Origin of the sequence: Streptomyces sp. Tu 3180 (assembly GCF_009852415.1) — a bacterium.
Classification (GTDB): Bacteria; Actinomycetota; Actinomycetes; order Streptomycetales; family Streptomycetaceae; genus Streptomyces.
Genome location: NZ_WOXS01000002.1, coordinates 7,046,709 through 7,068,019 on the forward strand (window position 1 = coordinate 7,046,709; position 21,311 = coordinate 7,068,019).

At 72.3% G+C, this 21,311-nt stretch carries 11 protein-coding genes and 1 pseudogene; 1 reads left to right on the plus strand and 11 read right to left on the minus strand.

The genetic code is table 11. The features are described 5' to 3' along the window. Positions 1-25 precede the first annotated feature (25 nt). From GL259_RS32230 to GL259_RS39065, 7 genes are all read right to left on the minus strand, one after another. A complete protein-coding gene (locus GL259_RS32230) occupies positions 26-2,311 on the minus strand; it encodes a UvrD-helicase domain-containing protein (RefSeq protein WP_159536791.1) in 2,286 nt (761 codons plus the stop codon). Next, positions 2,308-9,222, minus strand: a complete 6,915-nt coding sequence (locus GL259_RS32235) for a DEAD/DEAH box helicase (RefSeq protein WP_159536792.1) — start codon at positions 9,220-9,222, stop codon at positions 2,308-2,310. Before GL259_RS32235 ends, GL259_RS32230 begins: the two co-directional genes overlap by 4 nt. A 216-nt stretch (positions 9,223-9,438) precedes the next feature. Then, the gene (locus GL259_RS32240; protein ID WP_159536793.1) at positions 9,439-12,216 is read right to left on the minus strand and encodes a glycosyl hydrolase; all 2,778 of its coding nucleotides are present in this window, start codon (positions 12,214-12,216) and stop codon (positions 9,439-9,441) included. A 542-nt stretch (positions 12,217-12,758) separates the two neighbouring features. Further along, complete coding sequence (locus GL259_RS32245; RefSeq protein ID WP_243762445.1) at positions 12,759-13,430, minus strand: hypothetical protein; 672 nt, start codon at positions 13,428-13,430, stop codon at positions 12,759-12,761. Beyond that, entirely contained in the window at positions 13,427-14,662 is a 1,236-nt protein-coding gene (locus GL259_RS32250) for an AAA family ATPase (protein ID WP_159536794.1), read from the minus strand. Before GL259_RS32250 ends, GL259_RS32245 begins: the two co-directional genes overlap by 4 nt. Positions 14,663-14,874: 212 nt before the next feature. Next, a complete protein-coding gene (locus GL259_RS32255; protein ID WP_243762446.1) occupies positions 14,875-15,351 on the minus strand; it encodes an ATP-binding protein in 477 nt (158 codons plus the stop codon). Between the two features lie 122 nt (positions 15,352-15,473). Continuing rightward, entirely contained in the window at positions 15,474-16,604 is a 1,131-nt protein-coding gene (locus tag GL259_RS39065; RefSeq protein ID WP_243762447.1) for a hypothetical protein, read from the minus strand. 205 nt (positions 16,605-16,809) lie between these two features. Between GL259_RS39065 and GL259_RS39070 the strand changes: the two are divergent. Next, positions 16,810-17,070: pseudogene (locus tag GL259_RS39070) on the plus strand (Scr1 family TA system antitoxin-like transcriptional regulator); the annotation flags it as partial. 433 nt (positions 17,071-17,503) lie between these two features. On the opposite strand, the gene GL259_RS39395 reads toward GL259_RS39070, so the two are convergent. The 4 genes from GL259_RS39395 to GL259_RS32280 form a co-directional block, all read right to left on the minus strand. After that, a complete protein-coding gene (locus tag GL259_RS39395) occupies positions 17,504-18,397 on the minus strand; it encodes a LysE family translocator (protein WP_347814632.1) in 894 nt (297 codons plus the stop codon). Positions 18,398-18,551: 154 nt separating this feature from the next. Then, entirely contained in the window at positions 18,552-19,289 is a 738-nt protein-coding gene (locus GL259_RS32270; protein WP_159536796.1) for a hypothetical protein, read from the minus strand. Between the two features lie 165 nt (positions 19,290-19,454). Further along, on the minus strand, positions 19,455-20,285 hold the full coding sequence (locus tag GL259_RS32275; RefSeq protein WP_159536797.1) for an SAM-dependent methyltransferase: 831 nt from the start codon (positions 20,283-20,285) through the stop codon (positions 19,455-19,457). Positions 20,286-20,494: 209 nt separating this feature from the next. Continuing rightward, entirely contained in the window at positions 20,495-20,968 is a 474-nt protein-coding gene (locus GL259_RS32280) for a hypothetical protein (RefSeq protein ID WP_159536798.1), read from the minus strand. Between the last annotated feature and the right edge of the window lie 343 nt (positions 20,969-21,311).

The window sequence follows — 21,311 nt, forward strand, 5'->3', positions numbered from 1 at the left end:
CGGACCGCGGCACGATCGGGGCCGGTCAGGCCGCGACCGGCGGCCGGACCTCGATCAGTTCCCTGAGGAACGGGCTGGGTTCCCCGTGCCAGAAGATGTCCAGGCTGTCCCGGGCCCGCGTGGCCGCCACGAAGAGCAGGGACCGGGCGCGCTGCATCTCTGCCCGGTGGCGCGCCGGGTCCGTGGTCCGCCGCCGCTGGACGTCCGCGCGCGGCACCAGCCCGTCGGACACCCCCGCGATGATCATGTGCTGGTACTCGAGCCCCTTGAACCGGAACATCGTGCCGATGTGGACGCCGCTGTCACCGAGGGGCCCGTCCGGGCCGATCTCCAGCGCCCGGATACCGCGCCGGGCCAACGTGTCCCCGACCTCGCGCGCCATGTGGTTGGTCGGCACGGCGATGGCGATCTGCTCGTGCGGCACCTGGCCCCAGGACTCGATCAGCGCGGCGATCGCCTCACGCTCGCCCTCCCAGTCGTCCAGCCGGTGCAGGTCAGGGACGGCGCCGCTGAGCACGGACCGGTACCCGGCCAGCGTCTCGGTGCTGCCGTCGAGGTCGTCGTACGTCTCCTCGCCGAGCACGTTCAGCGCGGAGCGCAGGATCTGCCGGGTGGTGCGGTAGCTCAGCGACAGCTTCGACGACCGGCCCCGGATGTTGATGCCGAGGCTGCCGAGGGTCACCTGGTTCTTGTAGATGCGCTGGTGGGTGTCGCCGACCAGGAAGAGGTCGTTGCGGTCCGGGGCGGTCATGGCGCGCAGCATCTTCCAGTGCGCGGGCCGCAGGTCCTGGGCTTCGTCGACGACGATGTGCCGGTACCGGTAGCGCAGCCAGCCCCCCGAGCCGTCGGCCACGTGGATGTTGTCCAGACCGCCCGCCTCCTCCCGCTGTCGGTCGATGGCCTGGATGCGCCGGGCGCGTTCCGCCTCCAACTGCGCCGCGCGTTCCGCGATCTGGTCCCAGGTCTGGATCCCGAGCCGGTCCAGACGCTGGGTGAACCGCTCGGTGAGCTGCCAGATCTCGGCGCGCTGGGCACGGGTGACCGTGCCCCCGCGTCCGGCGCGGCGCGCCCGGAAGTAGTCCGTGCGGGAGGTGACGGCCTGGCCGAGGATCACCTGCGTCCACTCGTCGTTCAGGAACTCCGCGTCCCAGCCGTCCTCGCCGAGTTCGTCCAGGAGCGAGCGCCATTCGCGGACCGCCTGCGCCTCGTCGACGATCCGCTTGCGGTTGCCGGGCTCCGCTTCCCGGACGGTGCGCAGCGCGAGCTGGTCGACGTGGCTGATCTCGACGCGCGACAGCAGTGCCTCGCCGCCGAGCGCGAGCAGCCGGGACCGCAGGTCCGCCGCGAGGTTCTTGTTGTACGTGGTCAGCAGGACCGGCTTGGTCCGGCCGGCCGGGAGCCGCTCGACCAGGTGCTTGACCCGGTGCAGCGCCACGATCGTCTTGCCGGTGCCGGGCCCGCCGCCCACGCGCGCCGGACCGCTGTAGTCCCGGGCGACCAGCTTGGCCTGGGTGGGGTGCAGGAACACCTTCCAGCGCCCGAAGTCCTCGCCCTCCAACGCCTCGCGCAGCGCGTCGTCGGTCGTGGTGACGATGGTGGCGGGACGCTCGGCGGCGGCCCGGAAGTCCTCGGTGTCGACGGGTTCCGGCGCCGCGACGGGAGCGGTGACCTGCTCCAGGACGTCGTCGTACGCCTTGCCGTCGTACAGCGCCAGCAGCACCTCGCCGGTGAGCTGGGGCGCGTGCTCGACCAGTCCGAGGAGCTGGTCCTCGGTGGTCAGCGCGGCGACGACCGGGACCAGGGACGACGCCACGCCCAGGTCGGTGAGCTGCTGTTCCGACCACCGTGCGAACAGCGGCTCCGGAGCGGTCGACTCCACGGGAGGGGCGGGCTCGACGGGTTCGGTGGGCATGACGGGCCCGGTGGGTGCGACGCTCCGCGGGGCCGCGGGACTGAGCACCTCTTCCTGCACGACCTGCAGGTCCACGTACTCGATGCCGCCGGTGACGCGGTTGACCGAGTACGCGAGCCGGTCCAGGTGTGCGTACACGTCCTTGCGGTGCTTGACCGAGACGATCAGCCAGTCGTCGTCGGCCAGGCGCAGCAGCAGTGCGCGGTACTCGTCGTTGACGCGTGCCGAGTACAGCTTGTCGTGTCCCTGGAGCTGCTTGAGGCGCAGGCCGGCGGAGTCGGGGTTGGTCTTGAACTTGTGCTGGAAGTCGTAGATCGCGCCCTTGACCGGACGGGGGAGCTTGAGGATCTCCTTGTCCGCCTTGTCGAGCAGGCGCAGAGTCGCGTTCTTGCCTGTCACGGTTGTGCGTTCTCCCCGTTCTCCGTGGTGGTGCCGTCTGGCTGGTTACGACCCTTCCGGTCGCCGGATGGTTGTGCGCCGCCGAGGCGGTCCGCGAGGTCGTCCGGGGTCCAGTCGGCGGCGGGCCGCACCTCCCAGCCGGCCGCGGCGAACGCGCGGTCGCGGTCGGCGGCCTCCGGATCCTCGTCCTCGCCCTCCGGCGGGCGCGGGGCGAGGACGACGCCGACGCGTGCGGCGGGCCAGGCCAGCTCGGCCAGCCAGCCGTTCTCGTCGAGTTCGTAGCCGTCCTCGGCGGCCGGGACGCCGCGCGCGGCGAGGACCTCGGCGAGCGCGAGCAGACCGGGCTCGTCCGGGTCGAGGTACTCGATGACCCGGTCCCACGCCGCGTCCCGGGCGGGCGGAACGGCGACCGCGGCGGGCGGGGCCTGCGGCGAAGGCGCGGCGGAGGTCCCGGCCGGCGCGGGCGTGCCGGCGGAGGTCGTCGTGGCGGTCGTCGCAGTGGTGGCGAGCGGGGTGCGGAGGCTCTCCAGGACACCGCCGCCGCCCGTGACCGCCAGGGTCTCGACGGGGAAGGCGTCGAGGCGGCCGGTCGTGAGCTGGACGGCATCACCGCCACCGGCGTCCAGGAACTGCAGCAGGTTGGACCAGTACAGCCAGGCCCGCCAGCGGCGCTTGTGCTCCCCCTCCCGGGCGTGGACGCCGGGCGCGTCGTCGAGGAGGGCGATGCCGGTCCACGCGGGGGGCCTCGCCCGGCCGTCCGCGGCGCACACCAGCGGCAGCCCCGAGCCGTCGGTGACCACGAACAGCTGCACCGGGCCGCGCGGCCCCGCGGGCGTTCCACCGCGCAGCGCCGCCGTGATCTGCTCGCCGAGCACGTTCGGCGCCAGCGCGACGGGGCGGGCCCGGGCGCCCATGAAGCCCGCCAGGGCGGCCTCCGCCCGCCACTGCCAGAGCGTGGCGTCCGGCCGGCGCAGGTACTCCACGAGCTGCACGGCCGGGTTCACCCACACCGTCTCCGCGAGCTCACCGGGCAGACCGCCCCGTACCTGGGCGTAGTAGTCGCGGGCCTTGCCGCAGGCCTTGTCCCCGTAGGGCTCCCACACCGGGTCGGCCGGTCCCGCGCCCGCGTGGCCGGTGTCCCGGACGCGGCGCTGCCACTCCCTCACGTCGGCGTAGGTGAGCTGGAAGACCCTGAGTCCCTCCGCGCGCAGCCGCGTGCGCTTGTCGGCGTCGTCGCCGACCCGGTTGTGCTCCCGGCCGGCGTGGAACTCGTAACCGTCCAGGTAGACCGCCACGCGCGGGCCGGGCGCGTCGACGCGCTCGAAGAGGACGTCGGGGCGGGTGCCGTCGAGGACGCGCTGCTGCGACACCCGCCAGCTCAGCGTGGTCCCGTCGGCGGCGGTCAGCCGCAGGTCGAGCGCGTGGGTGCCGGCGGGCGTGATGTAGGCGTCGCCGCTGGCACGGCTCTCCGGCAGGGCGGCCCACTCGCGCAGCGTGTCGACGAACAGGACCTCGAGGTCGCTCTCGGCCTGCCGGTGCATCGGGATGTGCCGGGTGGTGGCGACGGGCGAGGTGCGCCAGCGCTCGCCGTCCGCGCCGAGCAGCTCGTCCAGCATCTGCCGGACCTCGTTGCGGCTGACCTTGTCGTAGTCGGCCGGCGGCACGCGGCGCAGCAGGCAGCGGTGGCAGCCGTCGAACCCCTTCCGCAGGCAGTCGCAGTTCTCGATGACCTCGCGGGCCTTCAGCAGGACCTCGCGGAAGCCGTCCGAGGTCGCCAGGCGGTGCAGGTAGCCGGTGCCGCCGGGCAGCCGGTCGTACACCACGAGGAACCGGCGCGGCCAGTCGCGGTCCTCGCCGTCGGGCATGGACGCGGAGGTGATGTCGATGTGGTCGGGGTCGCCACCGTAGCGGGCGGCTATGCCCGCGAACAGCGCGGCGGTGAACGAGGCGAGCCGCTCCTTGGCCCGCGCCACGGACGCCGGCAGCAGGATGCGGACGGCCTCCGTCGTCAACTCGTGCGCCAGCAGCAGCGGCACGTCCAGGCCGGCGCCCTGCTCCTCCCCGCTGCCGCGCAGCCGCCGGCGCGGGCACCACAGCTGGTGGTGGGCGCTGGCCCGCGTGGACTGGGCGAGGGACGCGGTGAGCGCGTGTTGCGACTGGTCGACGACCGGCCGCCCGTCGGCCGTCGCCCCGCCGCAACCGGTGCACACGTAGAAGGGGTTCAGGCGCACGTCGTCCCCGGCCAGCGGGACCGTGCTGCTGCCGTCCTGGCGGTCGACCCCCAGGTTCAGGGTGCGCACGACGGCCCGGCGGGTGAAGTCGGCACCGAAGACCGCGGTGTCGTGCCGCCACGAGCCGGACGCCAGGTGCTCCGGATCGATGTCGACGGTGGTGAGGACCGCGTACCGCTTGCGGTCCCGCTCGTCGCGGTCGTCCCGCACCCGGGCGTCGTCCCGCTTGTCCCGGGACATCACGCGCCGGGGCTCGAGCACGTGGTGCACGCAGCCCGCGTCGGCTATCTCCCGCGAGCCGCACCGCGGGCACGGTGAGGTGTCGTTCTTCGGGTCGCCGTGGGTGCGCGCGTACCCGCAGGCCGGGCACAGCCGCCACACCGCCCAGGCGCGCCGCTCGGGGCTGCCGATGTCCAGGGCGCGCACGACGTGCCGGTAGCCGTTGACGTAGAAGCTGTTGCCGGGCGCGAGTTCGGTCAGGGCCAGTTTGCGGGACCGCTCGTAATCGCGGGTCTCGCTGCGGTACGCCCACTCGCGGCGGTCGTCGTCGCCCTCCGGGGCGTCCGCTCCCTCGTCGTCCCCGGCGGCCTCCTTCCAGTAGAGCGTGGCCTCCAGCGAGGTCGTGGTGTCGGTGAGGCTGTAGTTGGGCAGCAGACCGAGCTCGACGAGGGCGCCGTGCGCGCTGGTCTGGCTCAGCTGGCGCAGCAGTTCGCCCGTGGCGCGCCGTTCCGCGAGCAGCTCGCGCCGCTCGGCGCCCTGCTCCCGGTCCTCGGCGAGCAGCCCGTCCACGGCGGTGTCGATGGCCGCGATGCGGCGGCGCAGCTCCTCGCGGCGCGCCGTCCATTCCTCCTCGGCCTCCTGCAGGGTGCGCGCGATGCCGCCGGTGGCGTAGGCGCGCAGCTCGTCCGCGGCGTGCGCGGACACCCCCCGGTCGTCGTCCGGGCCGCCGGACGCCTGTGGGAACAGCGCCAGGAACTCCTCCACCAGCCGCGCCCCGTGGGTGAGCGCCGCGTCCGACAGGTCCTGGCACCAGCCGGTGGTGCCGAACAGCGCCGACGACAGGCGCGGCACCGGCATGAGCGGCTCGCCGTCCGCCGTGGTCAGCTCGCCGCGTGCCGCCCGGTCCAGCAGATGCGCCGTGTACTGGCGGCGCAGGATCTCGACGGCCGACAGGTAGCAGCCCGGCGGCACGATGTCGCCGGCGATCATCTCGGTCGGGTCGTCCAGGTAGTACCGGTCGCGGGCCCGGCGCCCGCCGAAGGCGACCACCAGCGCGTTGCCGGTCCGGCGGCCGGCGCGGCCGGCGCGCTGCACGTAGTTCGCCGGGCCGCCCGGCAGCGAGCCGAGCAGCACCGCGGACAGGTCGCCGATGTCGATGCCCAGTTCCAGGGTGGGCGTGCAGGACAGCACGTTGGGGTCGGTGTAGTGGGCGCCCTGCCGGAACGTCCGCTCCACGCGCTCGCGTTCGGGCCGGGTCAGCATGCCGGTGTGCTCGGCCGTGACGACCCGGTAGGTGCCGCCGGTCAGGTACAGGCGGCGGTAGTAGTCGGCCCGGTAGTCCCGCTCCAGCTTTCCGCCGAAGCCGCCGCTGCCCGCCCCGGTCGGGGACGTGCCGTGCTGCGGCGGGGTGAGGATGCCGGTGCAGCGCCAGCGCGGGCAGGGGTGCCCGTACCAGCGGGTGCGCCGCTCGGGCGGCACCACCTGCTGCCAGCCGCACTCCTCGCAGGACACGAACGCCTTGTTGACCAGGTCGTCGGTCAGCAGCCGCACGTGGACGTGGCCCGGCTGCAGCCCGTACACGCGGGTGGCGCGGTCCTTGGCGGTGCGCACCGACAGCACGCCCTCGTCCGCGAGGACCGGCAGCAGCCGGCGCAGGTACTCGGTCGCCTGCGCCGCGTCCAGGCCGAGGCAGCGCCGGGTCCAGTCCTGGTACCAGTTGTTCTTGCCGGTGACCGTGTCGAACTTCGTCTTCTCCTTGGGCCGGTCGAGCAGGAACCTCGGCGGCGCCACCCGCCCCTCGGGGAAGGCGGGCATCCCCTCCGGCCGCCGGCCGGAGATCAGGTACTGGTTGACGCCCGCTTCCCTGATCCAGGTGTCCAGCCACCGGTGCCGCACGCCGCCGCGCAGCCGCAGCCGCTCCAGCAGCCCCCGCACGTACGCCAGGTACCGCTCGGGCGTGGGCAGCCCGCCCTCGAGGCCCAGCTGCCCGGGCAGGGCGAGGTGCAGGTCGCGGGCGAGCGCGACGATCCGGTCCGGGTCGGCGACCACCACCTCCGCGGCCGTGGTCCGGGTCAGCTCCAGGGTGCGACCGAGCCGGGAGCGCAGCCCGAACTCCATGACGGCCGCGAACGCGAGGCGTTCCCCGATGAGCTTCCAGGTCCGCGCGTCCCCGGTGCCGCGTCCCGACAGCAGCCGGTCCACGCCCGGTTCGTCGTGCAGGTCCGGCGGGACGACCGCGGCCAGCGTCTGCGGGTCGTCCACGGAGTCCAGGACGTCGCCGATGAGGTCGTTGAGCGGGAGCGGCGTCCCGGAGTCGTCCAGCCGGTGCGCGAGCAGCGAGCGCAGCGAGAACTTGTACGAGGCGTTGGCGACGTACCCGGCGCGGTGCGCCGCGTCCTGGGTGGAGTCGTTGAACAGCAGCGTCTTGCGCTCCTCCGGCGCCAGCGCGATCTCCTGGCCGCCGGTGAACAGCTGGGTGACCGCGGCGGAGGCCAGCGCGGCGAGCGCGGTGCCGAGGAACCGGATGCCGTTGTCGGTGCCGCACGCCGGGCAGGTGTCGTCCTTGGCGGCCTGGTCGGCGGTCTTCTTGTCCAGGACGGCCCGCGCGAACCAGGCGTCCTGCAGCCCTTCGGCGTCCTCGGCGACGGGCATGCGGTAGGTGCCCTGCGCCCCGTCCAGCACCACCACGGACTGCGGGTCGACGCCGCCGGCCTGCTTGGGCGCGGCGCCGGTGAGCGCCGCGAGGGCGTCCCGCGCCTCGGCCGGCGTCGCCGCGATGAAGTACCGCAGCCGCCTCTTGTCCCGGCCCACGGCGGCCTGCCAGATCTTCGGCGGGCCGGTCTCCAGCTTCCGCGGATCGGCCTCCGGGGACAGCGCCGCCCACCCCGAGCGGCCGCAGACGCGGCAGTAGACCGCGGGCAGGTGGGCCTGGGCCGGCCGCTGCACGGTGTCCGAACCGGGCAGCGCCTCGGGCCGCCGCGAGTCCGCCGGCCAGGCGTCGTCGTCGGACGACTCCTCGGACGCGGACGCCGCGGTGAGCGCGGAGCGCCGCGCGAGGGTCCGCTCGTCCTCGTACCAGCGGAACTCCGGCCGGCCGCTCACCCCGCTCAGCACCCGCCCCACCGGCCGCACCCACAGGTGCGCCTCGATGTGCAGCAGCGGGCGCGGCCGGCGCTCGTCGGACTGGGGGTCCCGCGCGGACGACAGCAGCGCCACGAACCGCGACAGCGCCTCCAGCGCGAGCCGCGGGTTCTCCCGCGCGGTGCGCGCCCACGCGTACCCGAAGCGGGCCATGCGGTCCCGCAGCCCCCACTCGTCGAGCGGCTCGCCGTTCAGCAGCGCGAGCACCCCGTGGGTGAAGTCGTGCTTCTTCAGCAGCCGCCCGATCTGGAAGGCGTCCAGGCCACGCCGTCCCAGCAGCCGCTCGGCGAGCCCGTCCAGGTCGAGCCGGTCCGGGTCGGACTCCACGCCCGGTCCGCCGGAGACCTCGATGACCTCCTTGGGGCCGGGCGGCTCGGGCAGCTCGTAGTCGATGTCGCCGACGAAGTCGTCGGCGCTCAGCCGCTCCTCGCCGATCACCGCGTCCGGACCGAACGGCACGCCGAACACCTGCTCGGCGACGGTGAGGATGCCGTCGGTGTCGCCCCCGCCCTCGCCGAGGGTCGCCGAGGTCGCCACCGGGCAGATCGAACCGAGCGGCCGCTCCGGCTTCGGGGCGCCCACGGCGGACGCCAGCCGCCGCAGCAGCATCGCCACGTCCGTGCCCTGCGCGCCGTCGTAGGTGTGGAACTCGTCCAGCACCACGTACGCCGGGTCCGCGCCCTCCCACAGCGGCCGGTCCTCGGCCCGCTGCAGCAGCAGGTCCAGCATCTTGTAGTTGGTGATCAGCACGTCCGGGGGCGACTGGCGCATCTCCTCGCGCCGCGTCATCACCCGCCGGAAGTCCGTGTCCGGCTTGTCGCCGATGTAGAGGCCCGCCGTCACCTGTGCCAGTTCCGGCTGCGCCAGGTAGTCCCCGATGCGGCCGGCCTGGTCGGTGGCGAGCGCGTTCATCGGGTACAGCAGCACGGCCTTCACCCCGCGCCGGCCCAGCGCCTTCTGCCGCCGGCAGTGGTCGAGCACGGGGATCAGGAACGACTCGGTCTTGCCGGACCCGGTGCCGGTCGTCACGAGCGTCGGCTCGGCGGGCCCGTCGTACGTGCTCAGCCGCTGCCACGCCTTCGCCTGGTGCCGCCACGGCGTGAACGCCGGCTGCCACTCCAGCGCGGATCGCCACCCGTCGTCGGCGGGGTGGAACGGCGTCCTGATCCGCAGGTACGGCCCCCGGAAGATGCCCGTGTCCGGGTCCCCGAGGAACCGCTCCAGCGCGAGCCGCGTGTCCTCGTCGGCCAGCGCGTACGTCGTCGTGAGGTACTGCGTCAGACTGCCGCGGAGCTGCGCGGCGGCCAGGGTGGGCTTCACGAGGACCTTTCGGGCAGGACGGTTACCGTGACCGCCGGGTGCGCCGCGCCGTGACAGCCGGCGAAGGCACCGTGACGATCAGCGTCAAAAATAACGCCCACCTCGGACAACGGTACCCGCTCGGTCGAATCCCGGACCGATCCGGTCGCGCGGGACGCGGGTGCCGGCCGTGCCGGTGCGGCGGGCATCGGCCGGACGCCGATGCCCGCCGCCGGTTCAGCTGTAGGGGATCACCAGGACGGACTTGTCCGTGCCCGTCTGGAGTTTCGAGGTGCCGTTGCCGATGGCGCTCCACACCTCGAGGCGTACGGTGCCGCCGTGCAGATCGCCCGGTGTGCCCGTGGACGCCTTGAGACCGCGTGCCTGCGTGTACTCCTCCCATCCGGTGACCGGGTCGGTCGCGAAGTAGTGGTACGTCTCGGTCCGGTCGAAGCTGCCGTCACCGGTGAAGTCGTAGCTGATCCGGGTCTGCTGGCCCAGCCCGACCGTGCCGCCCGCGTCCACCTGGAGCCGGAAGGCGGTCTGCGCGCCCGGGGTGAGCGTGCCGTTCACGCCGCGCACCTCGTAGACGAGGGGCTGGTACGGGGTGCCGTCGCGGTTGGTGCCGCCGGCGGAGGCGATGGTGTCGCTGCCCGCCGTTCCGCCGGTCGCCGTGGTCAGGGCGCCGCCGCTGCGCAGTTGGAAGGTGTTGCCGGTCGGCGGCTCCGGGTCGGGAGCGGGGTCCGTGGATCCGGTCCCGGTGCCGGTCGCGGTGGAACGGGCCGGCACGGAGAGGGTCTTGCCGTCGGAGAAGGTCACGGTACGGGCCGTGGCTCCATGGTTGTGGGCCGCGTAGGTCCGGGTCGTCCCCTTGGTGAAGACGGCGGAGGTGGGGATGTCACCGGTCACGGTGGCGTCGGGCGCGCCGAGGGTGTCGAGGGTGTCGATCCAGTGGTAGGTGTGCGCCTTCGACTCCCCCTCCTCCGGGGTGTAGCCGGCGTGTCCCGCGTCCCACTTCGCCTTGGCCGCACCCGGGTCGGCGAAGGACTGGAACTCCCAGAGGATGTCGCGCCATTCGACGGCCGGACCGCCGTTCTCCCGCTCCATCTCGGCGAGGTTGCGCCGGATCGCGGCCTTCTCACCGCCGAGGTGGAGCGATCCGCCGGTGACGGGCAGGACGTTGATGCCGTGGATCTCCTCGGGGTTGGCGGTCCACCAGGTGGAGTGGGCGGCGCCGCTGCCCCACACCATGCCGACCGCGTCGTGGCCGAACGAGGAGGGGAAGACCTGCTCGTCGGCGTCGAACCAGTACTGGGCGATCGACTCCGACTCGGTGGTCAGCAGGAAGGTGCCGAGGTCGCGCAGCGAGGTGTCGCCGGTCGCGGAGCCCCACAGGACGAGGGCCGCGCTGAGGTTGGTGGACTCGGAGGAGGACTCCTGGTTGTTGCCGGCGGCGAAGCCCTGGTGACCGGAGGCCCAGCCGTGACCCGCGTAGACGTCGAAGCCGCGCAGGAAGGGGAAGGCGGTGTCGGTGCGGCTGGGGTTGGCGGTGTCCCGTACGAGGGTCTCGACCATGCCGCCCCAGGCGGAGTCGGCGGCCCATGCCGGGTCGTACTGCGCGATGATCGCCGCCGCGTAGACGTAGTAGCCGTAGTGGAAGTGGTGGTCGTTCAGTTCGGTGTCGCTGCCGTAGGAGGCGGGGTAGCCGGTGAGCGTCTTCCAGTCCTTGTCGTAGCTGAACTCGTTGGCGCCTCCCGCCGTGAACCAGTCCTGAAGCTTGGCCTTCATCAGGCCGAGCATCCGGTCGCGGACGGCGGTCTCACCGGTCTGGTCGGCCACCGGGACGAGCTGGGCGAGACGGCCGAGGGCCTTGCCGGTCCAGTAGGTGTCGGTGGCTCCGGAGAAGGGGTCGGCGGCGTTCACGACGTCGTTCAGGTATCCGCGCAGCCGGGCGGCGTCCACGCCGTTCGACTTGGGCAGCGCGGGCAGCACCGCCGCTGCCTTCTGGCTCGTGGTGAAGGAGGCCGACTCGCGGACCTTCATGGTGCCGCGCGGTGAGACGTAGGTGTAGGAGGTCAGGGGGTCCGTGGTGTTCAGCCACTGGTGGCGGTAGAGGGCCTGGAGCGTGCCGCGCTCGGTGCCTTCCTTCGCCTCGGTGGTGAGCGTGTAGGTGGCCCTGACGGTGCCCCCGGTGTAGCTCCAGGTGACCTTGGAGCCGGTGACGAAGCTGTAGGCGTACTTCTTGAACGTCGCCAGCGCGCCGGTGGAGGGCAGCACGGCGACGGAGAAGTAGTCCTTGGAGCCGAGACCCGCGGTGACGGTGGATCCGGCGACGTTCCAGTCGCTGCCGGTCGGCGCGAAGAGGGCGTAGTGGTGCCCGGCGACGGTGATGCCGAGGACGTTGCCCTGGTCGGCGAAGACCGTGGGCGCGCCGGCGGTGGTGATCTGGGCGTTGCCGCCGGAGCCCTTGGCGTACACGAAGGGGGAGCCGTGACCGATGGTCGTGCGCAGGGTGCGGGCGCCGTCGGACCAGTAGGGGGTGACCGTCCAGTCGGACCAGTCGTCGGCCCTGGTGTCGGGGGAGTTGAGGCCCGTCAGGCCGATGGTGAGGTCGCGCTTGTGGGCGTACTCGTACTGGCGGCCGTCACCGGTGATCGTGGGGGTCGTCGGGTAGCCGACGTCGAGCCCGCCGGCTGTGGCCTGGTAGGTGAGGGGGTGTCCGTACATGGGGGTCGAGTACGGGTTGTCGCCGTAGCGCTGGAAGGCGAGGGAGGACCACCAGTCGTTGGTGGGCACGGGCCGGTTCCTGGCGGCGGCGGTCACCTTGGGCGTGACCGGCGTTCCCGTGTGGGTGGTGGGACCCGACGTGCCGGGGGGCCGGGCGTCGGAGTAACTGCCGGAGCCTACGGGAACGGTGGCGGCGGCCGCCGGTGCGGCGGCCGGGCCCAGGCCGACGGCGGCGAGAGCTGAGGCCAGCAGCAGAACGGTTGCCGGTCTGGTGCGTGGGGATGGCATGTGTCACCTCAAGTCGTGACAGGGGGAGGTTCTGAGAGCGCTCTCAGATGGCCGGAACGTAAAGCCCATGTAATGCACGTGTCAATGCATTGAACGCAACGAGCCGTTGCCGAGCCTGGGATCCGTCATGCCTTTGAGTCTCACTCGAGCCCGGCGGAGGAGGCCGCACGAGGAGCACGGGCACCGGTACGGCTCGGACCCGGTGCCCGTCGGGCGGGCCGAGGCGTCGCTCGTGTCGTCGGCCGCCCCGGACGCCACCGTGCCGATGGGGAACGTGCCCGGTGGGTCTGCTGTGGCCGTCGTGCGCGTACGGGGGCCGCGACGGGGCCGACGCCGTGACCCGGCGCGTGGGGACCGCACTCGGATCCCGGGCGTGCTGGTGGTCCGAGCGGGACGACGTCGGCGTGAGTGGTGTCACCTAGGTCACCACGGACACCTTCCTCACCGACAGTCACGGTCACTGCTTCGTCGTGCTGGTCCAGGTTGAGGACGACTGACGCGAGGCGCGCGGCACCGCACGCCCGGACTTCCACGACCGGCGGTCAGGCCCAGCCCGTGAGGTCCTCGACGAAGTCCGCGTACGAGCGGTTGCTGCCGCGTGGGGAGGGGATCAGCCGCCGGGCGTGCGCCTCGCGTGCCACGGCCGGGCCGTCGCTCTCCCGGAACACCGGCAGGCCGAGCCCGTGCTTGAGTTCCTGCTTGGCGTCCCTGATGCGCCCGGTGTCCTTGTCCAGGAGTCGCGCGGGCACCTTCCAGCGCGGACGCACATGAGGGAAGGCGTCCGGGAACAGCAGCAACCAGCTCTCGCTCTCCCAGGCGGCGAGCGCGAGAGCCGTGCGGAACTCCGGACACTGGCGGGTCAGTTCGTCGGCGAGCGCCTTGCGGATCCGGTTGTAGCCGGCATCCGCGTACCCGTCCAGGTCCTCGTGGACGACGAAGCCGAGCAACTCCGCGCGCTCCCGGAGGGCCTTCGCACGCGCCTTCCCGGCCAGGGTCTTCACGGCGGCGGCCAGCTCCGCGCCGGATTTCCTGCGCAGCCGCACCGGGTCGTTGATGCGGACAAGCTTGGCGGTCTCGCTCAGATCGGGCCGGTGCGCCCGTATCAGCTCGGCGAGGATCTGGCAGTCGTTCTGGTCCTCACCGGCCAGCACGATGACGCCCCGCCCCTGACCCTTGGACGTCCGCCCGCTGCCGTGTCGCCCGCCCGGGGTCACAGTTCACCTCCGGTGAGGTCGCCACCGAGGACACCCGAGAACCACAGCTCCCCGAGGGGCTGTTCGCCGGATTCCTCGACGATGGCCTTCACCTCGTCCACGGTCAGCGCGGGAATGATCGACGCACCGTCGTCGTCGCGGTCGCACACCACGAACTCTTCCGGCCGCAGCCGGTTGACGAGCGCGGGGGAGTGGGTGGCCACGATGAACTGCGTCCGCTCTGCGGCTTCGCGCAGCCGCTGCACGACGAGTTCGAGCGCCTGCGGGTGCAGCCCGTGGTCGATCTCCTCGATACAGGTGAACGCCGGGGGGTTCGGGTCGTACAGCAGGGCGAGCAGTCCGAGCAGCCGTACCGTTCCGTACGAGGCGTCGGCGAGCGGCGTGAGCCGGCGCAGGCCGCGTTCACGCAGGACGACGGTCAACTGGTCCGTGGAGCCGCCGACCTCCTCGAACTCGATGTTCTCCAACTGCGGCAGAACGGTCCGGGCGTCGGTGACTAAATCGTCCCAGATCTCCTCACGGCCGCTGAGATGGATCAAGAACCCGGCCAGGTTCTCGGCGTGGGGCGAGAGCGTGTCGAAGTCCGCCCCGCGCAGCCGGGTCGGTTGGCGGGCGGCCGCCACGTCGACGTCGAAGACCCGGAACGACGACAGCCGGTCCGCGACCCGCGTCACCTCGTCGCCGCCGTCGGCGGGACCGAGGCGGGGCAGCGTGGACAGACCGCTGCTGAGCCTGCGGATACCGAAGCTGCCGCTGTCCTTCGTCTGTCCCGCCCGTTCGTCGACGACGCGAGCTTCCTCGCCGGCGATGGTGATGCGCCGACCGCGTCCCTGCTTGCGTTTGAACGCGAAGCTCTCCTCACGGGACAGGGTGTACCGCGTCCCCCTGCCGTCCCGGTTCGACGGCAGGGAGCGGCGCCGGATGACGAGGTTGTACTCGTCCGGTGCGTTGAGCGAGGCGTTGCTGGTCCAGGTGGCTTTCAGATGGATGCGCATCGAGGTCGGCGGCCTGCTCCCGCCCCAGAAGGCCACCTCGTCGAATCCGCGGCGCGAGTCCAGCGCCGGCTGGAGGTCGGTGCGGATGATGTCGGCGAGGAAGTCGAACACCTTCAGCACGTTCGACTTGCCCGCGCCGTTCGGGCCCACTAACACCGTGAGCGGACCGAGCGGCACGGTCACGTCGCGCAGGCTGCGGAAGTTCTCGACGTGGAGTTCTAGCAGACGGCCGGGCATGGGCAACCTATCGAGTCGATGCACGGTACGGCGGAAACGCCGGCGTGGACGGTGGCGATGCGAGGTACGCGCTCCTGCGCGAGCGCTGCTCGCGGACGTCCCGGTGAACGGGCATCGCGCCTCCTCCGTCATGTCGTGCGTCCATGGACGGACGGTGATCTACCATCCGTGGACGATCGTGGCTCAGCGTATCCGCCACGGCTGACATCGGTTCATCGATCCGCCACGGTCGCCTCCGCCGGGCGCCGGCCCGCCTTGAGCGACGCCCAGACGGTCTTGCCCGGGCCGCCACGGCGGTCCGTGACGCCCCAGTCGTCGGCCAGGGCGGCGACGAGGAGCAGCCCGCGGCCGGATTCGGTGTCGGGGTCCGCGGGAGGGACGACGGCGGGCCGGCGCTCGCCGCGGGCGTCGGAGACCTCCAGCCGCAATTCGCCGCTCTCCTGGGCGGCCAACCGCACGTGGAAGTCCCGGCCGGGGACACGCCCGTGCCGCACGGCGTTCGCGCTCAGCTCGGCGGTGATCAGCGTCAGTGTCTCGTTGACCTCGCTGGCGTAGGGGTGGCCCCAGGCGTCCAGGCAGCGCGCGACGAACAGCCGCGCCAGCCGGGCGCCCCGTGGGGTCGAGGTGAACGACATCGCGAACTCACTGGTTCCCGTGGGGCCGGGGAGAGGGAAAAGCGTCGTGTGCATGGGGCCAGCGTTGCGGCTGCGTCGGGCGTGTCACCAGCGACGACGCCTGTACGGCCGTGCGCTGTACACAGCCGCCGAGCCACGGCGGGGGAGTGGCGTGCGAGCCGCGCCGCACGACGGCGTCAGCCCCGGCGGCACCGCTCTCGAAGCTCCGTGAGGACTGCCTTCTCACGGGAGTCGACGTCACCGTCCACGGTGGCCACGCGCTCCGCCGCGTCGAGCACGTCGCCGAGATCGCCCGGCTCGGCGTCCACGCGCCTCCACACCTCGGCAGGGTCGATGTCGACGACGTGCGCGAGCTGCTCGTCGACCACCTCGTGCCGCTCCCGGACCAGCCTCACCAGGTGCCGCATCAGCAGCGCCTCGTCGTCCGCGATCTTGGGGTTCGCCCTGATGACGAGCCATGCGACCCACAGCATCAACTGCGGGTGCCGGCTGCGCTCGCTCAGTCCCTCGGCGAGTTCGATCACCCGCGCCTCGTTCCGGAAGACGGCCCGCGCGTGCCGGCCGGCGAGCAGGGTCGTGTAGCGGTTCAGCAGGACGGCGAGGGGGACGCCGACCAGGGGAATGCCGATCTTGATGACGTTGCGCTGCAGGAGGTGCTTCCCGACGACGGGGAGCGCCTTTCCTGCGGTGAGCACCGAATTCGAGTAGAACCGCTTGACCAACGGTCGCACCAGGGCTGGGACCGCTTTGACCACGGTCTTGTTGGCCGCTTCCCCGCTCTTGATGGTGAAGGCCACGCGGATGAGCTTCCACAGGTCCTCGGGGTCGTGCACGTCGAGCGGGACCCGGTAGAGCACGGAGATGTCGTAGGCCAGGCGGAGCTGGAGCTGGGTGATGAACGCGACGTCGACCATCATGGTCGCCGCGGCCGCGGGGACGGTCGCCGGTGAGGCACCCCCGAGGCTGCCGATGGTGGCGGCGACGGTCGCCGTGTATGCCCCGGCGGAGAGACCGCCTTCGAGCGCGGCATACCGGGCCGCCATTTTGATCCGCTGATCGACGATGGCGTCCGCGGGCACACCCGCGTACCGGTCCTGGAAGTATTGCCAGTCGACCTTCTCGGTGTATGCGTTCATGGCATGAGCGGCGAGCTTGGTGAACCAGTTGCCCGACTTGATGTCGTCCGCGCTCAGACCCTTGACGAAGTCCTTGATCTCGGCCTGCTCCTGCTCGACGACCTTCCGGTCGGCGGTGTCGTCGGCTCCGTCCGTGTCGGTGTCGGCAGCGTGCGTCGGCGCTTCTGTCACGGCGCGTTCCCCCCAGACTGTTCCGCGGTCGGCCGAGCCGCGGGGCGCGGGCCCCGGCTGCCGTCTCCGCGCGTTGCTTCGGCGAGCGGCACAACGGCCACTCGACGTCCTCCCCTAGAGGCGCAACTCTAACGTTTCGTCACGCGACCGGCGCCGTGTTGGGACACGGGGCGCAGGTGTACAGGCGGGGGCTGTACGCGCGTGGGCGGACGCGGTGCTGGAGGTCGGCGGTCTGCTGACGGTGATGAAGGGGGAGGTGGCCAGGGCGCGGTACCCCGCCTTCTTCCGGGACGCGGCGAAGTTGGAGGAGGAGGCGGTTGAGCTGCATGTGTATGCCGATCAGGCTGTGCCGGGGTTGTTGCAGACGGAGGAGTACGCGCGGGCGGTGTTCGACGCGCGGCGCCCTCTGTTGGACGAGACGGTCATCTCCGAGCGGATGACGGCCCGCCTCGCACACCGTCCTCTGCGGTCCCGAGGACACACCCTCCGCGGTCGCGGACGAGACGGACCCCGCCGAGGCCGTCTCCACCGGCTGACCGCACACCAGCCGGGCCACAGTGAGCGGACCGCTCCGCGAACACCGCGTTCGCCGACCGCTCACCGGGGATCGGTGAGCCGCTGAAGTCGAGCCGCCCCGTCCGGGACCGGAAGCGCCGGAAGGCGGCTGCTGCGACTCCCCGGTGCCCCTGCACACGCCCGCGTCCTCCGGCGGTTACCACGCTGTACTCGACAGGGAACGGGTGAGTACGGGCGAGAGGCCGCCGACCGGTGGTCGCGGCCTCTCGCGGTGGGTGAGGTGATGCGCGCGGTTCGGCTCGCACCAGCACGGAACCACCCCGACCATGATCGCGGCGGAGGGCGTTCCCGCCCCCTGTCGACAACGCTCGTGGTCGACACACCTAGTCCGCCCGGCCGGTGGCGGCGACCGTGACTCCGAGTCCGATCATGGTCATGCCGCCGGCGCCGCCCGCGAGCGACATCCGGCGTGGGGAACGGCCGAACCAGGACCGCGCGGCGGAGGCCGTCAGCCCCCGGACGCTGTCGGACGCCAGCTGGAGCAGTGCCCCGGCCAGCCCCAGGAGCAGGATCTGCCCGACGACGTGACCCGCGTCCCGGTCGACGAACTGCGGGAGCACGGCCGTCAGGAAGACGATGCTCTTGGGATTCGTCACCCCGACGGTGAACCCCTCCCACGTCTGCCGGAGCGTTCCGCGGGCGACGGCCCGCGCGGCGCCGGGCTCCGGGGAGGCGTGCGGCTGTGCCGGATCGCCTGGACACCGAGGAAGACCCGGGTAAGCGGCCCCGGCGATCTTGATCACGCTGGAGGCGAGGGCCGACCTCGCCACCACGTTCCCCACCCCGAACGCCATGGCGACGACGAGGGCGTAGCCGCCGAGCGCGTTGCCGAGCACCGAGGCCAGCGCCGCCCGGCCGGATCGTGCCGCCGCTGTCGTCGCGGGAGGGCCGGTGCACGGTCGGGGACATCCCCTGAACGGGCGGACGGGGAGGGGTCCGTGGCGTGGGGACGTGTACGGGGGAGTGCTGTACGCGGAAGGGCGGGACGTCCGTGCGCGGTACGGGGGAAGAGCCCGGACTGACGGGAGGGCCGGGGTGCGTGCCCCCGGAGCGAGCCGGGGGCGACGGCCGGGCGCCCGCGGCGGGACGCGGCGTCCGGCTTTGGGTCGTCCCACTCGGCGCAGAGGGTGGTCAGCACTCGGTCGCAGGCAAGTCGGCTCGCCAGGCCGAACGGTACTTCGGGACGGTTGGGGCGCCGGACACCGTCGATCCAGCACGTGCTGCCCACCGGATGCCGGGGTGAGGGCTTTCGGGTGACAACGCCGCCCGTTTCGGCGGGCCGGGCCCGACGGCCGTCACGACGACGCGGGCGGGTCCGAACCAGCCCTCTCACGAGCGTACTCGGGTGGCTGGGGGGCGCTGAGCTGTCAATCAGCCGCCCTGGTAGATCGTGGTGCACAGCAGCGTGGCGCCGTCGTCCACCAGGGCGGCCCAGTAGCGCGTCTGGTCGCCTGTCACCCGACGGCAGTTGTTCGCGTCGGCGCCCGCCGGGGCGCGGTAGACGCCGGTGATGTGCATGATCTGGTTGTACGGGACGGGTACCGGCTCGCGCCGGCAGGCCACGGCCGTCATCAGGCCGAGGGAGATCGAGTCGCCGGACTGCTGCCCGAGCAGGCAATAGTTGGTGTGGTAGATACGGCTGAGGCAGAGCTTCGTGGTGTCGCCGGTGGTGGAGGAGTGGTAACTCCAGTACGACTTCCCATAGCCGGTGGGGCAGTCCGTGTCGGTGGCGGTCACCTGGACCTGCGCCTGCTCGCCGGCGCAGGACACGGGGTCCGGCGGAACATCGACGCTCCAGTCGATGCCGGCGGTGCCCCCGCGGCCCGTGTCGTAGACCGCCAGGCAGTCGCCGGCCGAGATGGCTTCGAACGCCTCTTCGGTGGGGTCCGGAGAGGGTGTCGACGGCCCGGTGGCGGACTCGGCAGTGCTCCCCTTACTGGTGCCAGGGTCATCGGGGGTGCGGACGGTCGGCGAGGGCGTGTACGGGGTCGGGCTGGAACTGGGCGGGGGAGAGCCGGCCAACAGGTCCTTCAGCTCCGCCGCGTTGCTCACCCCCAGCCAGGCCAGGATCGACAGCACGGATGCGATTCCGCCGATCAGTGCCCACACCTTGGCAGCGGAATGATCATCGGATGTGCCTGCCACAACGCTCCCCCCGCCGAGACTCAGGCGATATTAACCCTTTTGGTGCCGTCGAGAGCCCGGCTCCCTTGTCCCGCCCCTGTCGGCCCCACCCGGGTCCAGCCCTCATGGACCGTCGCTCGCCGGGGGCCACTACGCCTTCCGGGCCAGCCCGGCGACGATGAGACGCTCCCAGACGCTGAGCTCCCGTTCCGCGCCGCCGGCGCTCCACGGGTTGGCGCCCGTGTCGGGACGCCACAGGGGCGCGGGGACGATCCCGGGGTCGAGGATCTCCAGGCCGTCCAGCAGGGAGGCGATCTCCTCGTCGGTGCGCCACCGGCCGCGGCCGAAGGTCTGCTGGAGGACCCGCTCGGCCTCCGCGGTCTCCGGGTTGTCGCCGGAACGGAAGTGGCTGACGAAGAAGTGGCTCCCGGAGGGCACGTGGTCGCGCCAGTGGCGGACGATCCCGGCCGGATCCTCCTCGTCGTTGACGTGGTGGAGGACGGCGCTGAAGATGACGGCGACGGGGCGGTCGAAGTCGATCAGTTCCAGGGTGTCCGGGTGGGTGCGGACGCCCTCGGGATCGCGGACGTCGGCCCGGACGACCCGGGTCCGGTCGTTCTGCTCCAGCAGCGCGCAACCGTGGACCAGCACCTGGGGGTCGTGGTCGACGTACACGATCCGGGACTCCGGGGCGTGCCGCTGCGCGACCTGGTGGACGTTGTCGGCGGTCGGCAGACCGCTGCCCAGGTCGACGAACTGCCGCACGCCGGTGGTCGTCACGATCTGCGCGATCGCCCGCGTCAGGGCCGCGCGGTTGGCGAAGGCGATGGCCACCGAACCGGGGAGGTCCCGCAAGAACACGTCGCCGACCTCCCGGTCCACGGCGTAGTTGTCCTTGCCGCCGAGCAGGTAGTCGTAGACGCGGGCGATGCTGGGCCTGGTGGAGTCGATGGAGGAGCCTTCAGCCGTCATGCCGGCCATCCTCCCCCGCGACGCCGTCCGCCCACCGGCGTTCCGGAATCCCCGGGCGGACGGATTCCGAGGTTGCGCCGGCCCCGGTCCGCGGCCGCCCGGGAAGGGCTGCCCCGACCACCGGTGCGGTCGGCTACGACGAGGACGCCGTCGACGTCGAGGAACCCGGAAGCGCAGCCGGTTCGCCACCGGCGGGGTGGGCGGGTGACGTTCGGTTCTCAGTCGTCCAGCTCGGCGCAGAGGGTGGTCACCTTCTCGTGGGCCGCCTCCGCTTCGGCGCCCCTCATGTCGTAGGTCTGCAGGCGCACGCTGACGTTCTGGAAGGCCTTGCCGAGAGCGTCGTAGCGGTTGTCCAGCCGGGCAGCGGACTGGGCCAGAGTGGCAGCACCGACGGCGCGCTCGTAGTGGGCCATCCTGTCGTCCTTGTCGTCGTTGTCGTATATCGAACCGAGCGACGGAACACGCTTCCACGCTTGGCAGGCACCCACCGCATCGGCTGCAGCGTTGTTGACGCCGGTCCCGGACGCCGCGCTGTCCGGGCCGGACCACAGGAGCCAGCCGATGCCCATGCCCGCACCGGCGGCGACGACGGCCGCCACGCACGGCACGATCCACCGGGAGGGAGCGCGACGACCGGTGGCGGGGGTCGGCGGGTGGGAGGGAGGGGGCGGCAGGGGAGCGGACGCGGTCATCGAAACGGCTTCCTTCGGTCTACGGGCGGGCGATCCCGGCACGGGAACCGGCAGCAAGTCAACCACTCCCGTCATCGGGCAAGGTGCCTGGGTCCGCACCGAGTTGGTGAGGCGTCAGGAGCGCTCGACTGTCCGGCTCGGGTCCTGTACCGAGGGTGCGGTCGCGTCCGAGTACGCCGCCTGGCCGGCTTGCGAGCAGGGTCATCCCCGCTCCCGGGGCGCGGGCGAGCGCATGCCCCTCGCCTGACCGGACATGAACCGCAGGACGGAACCGGAATCCTGGTGCGCCAGGATCTCCTGCTGCGACGGATGACGACCCTCTCGCCGACCAGGACGAGGCTTC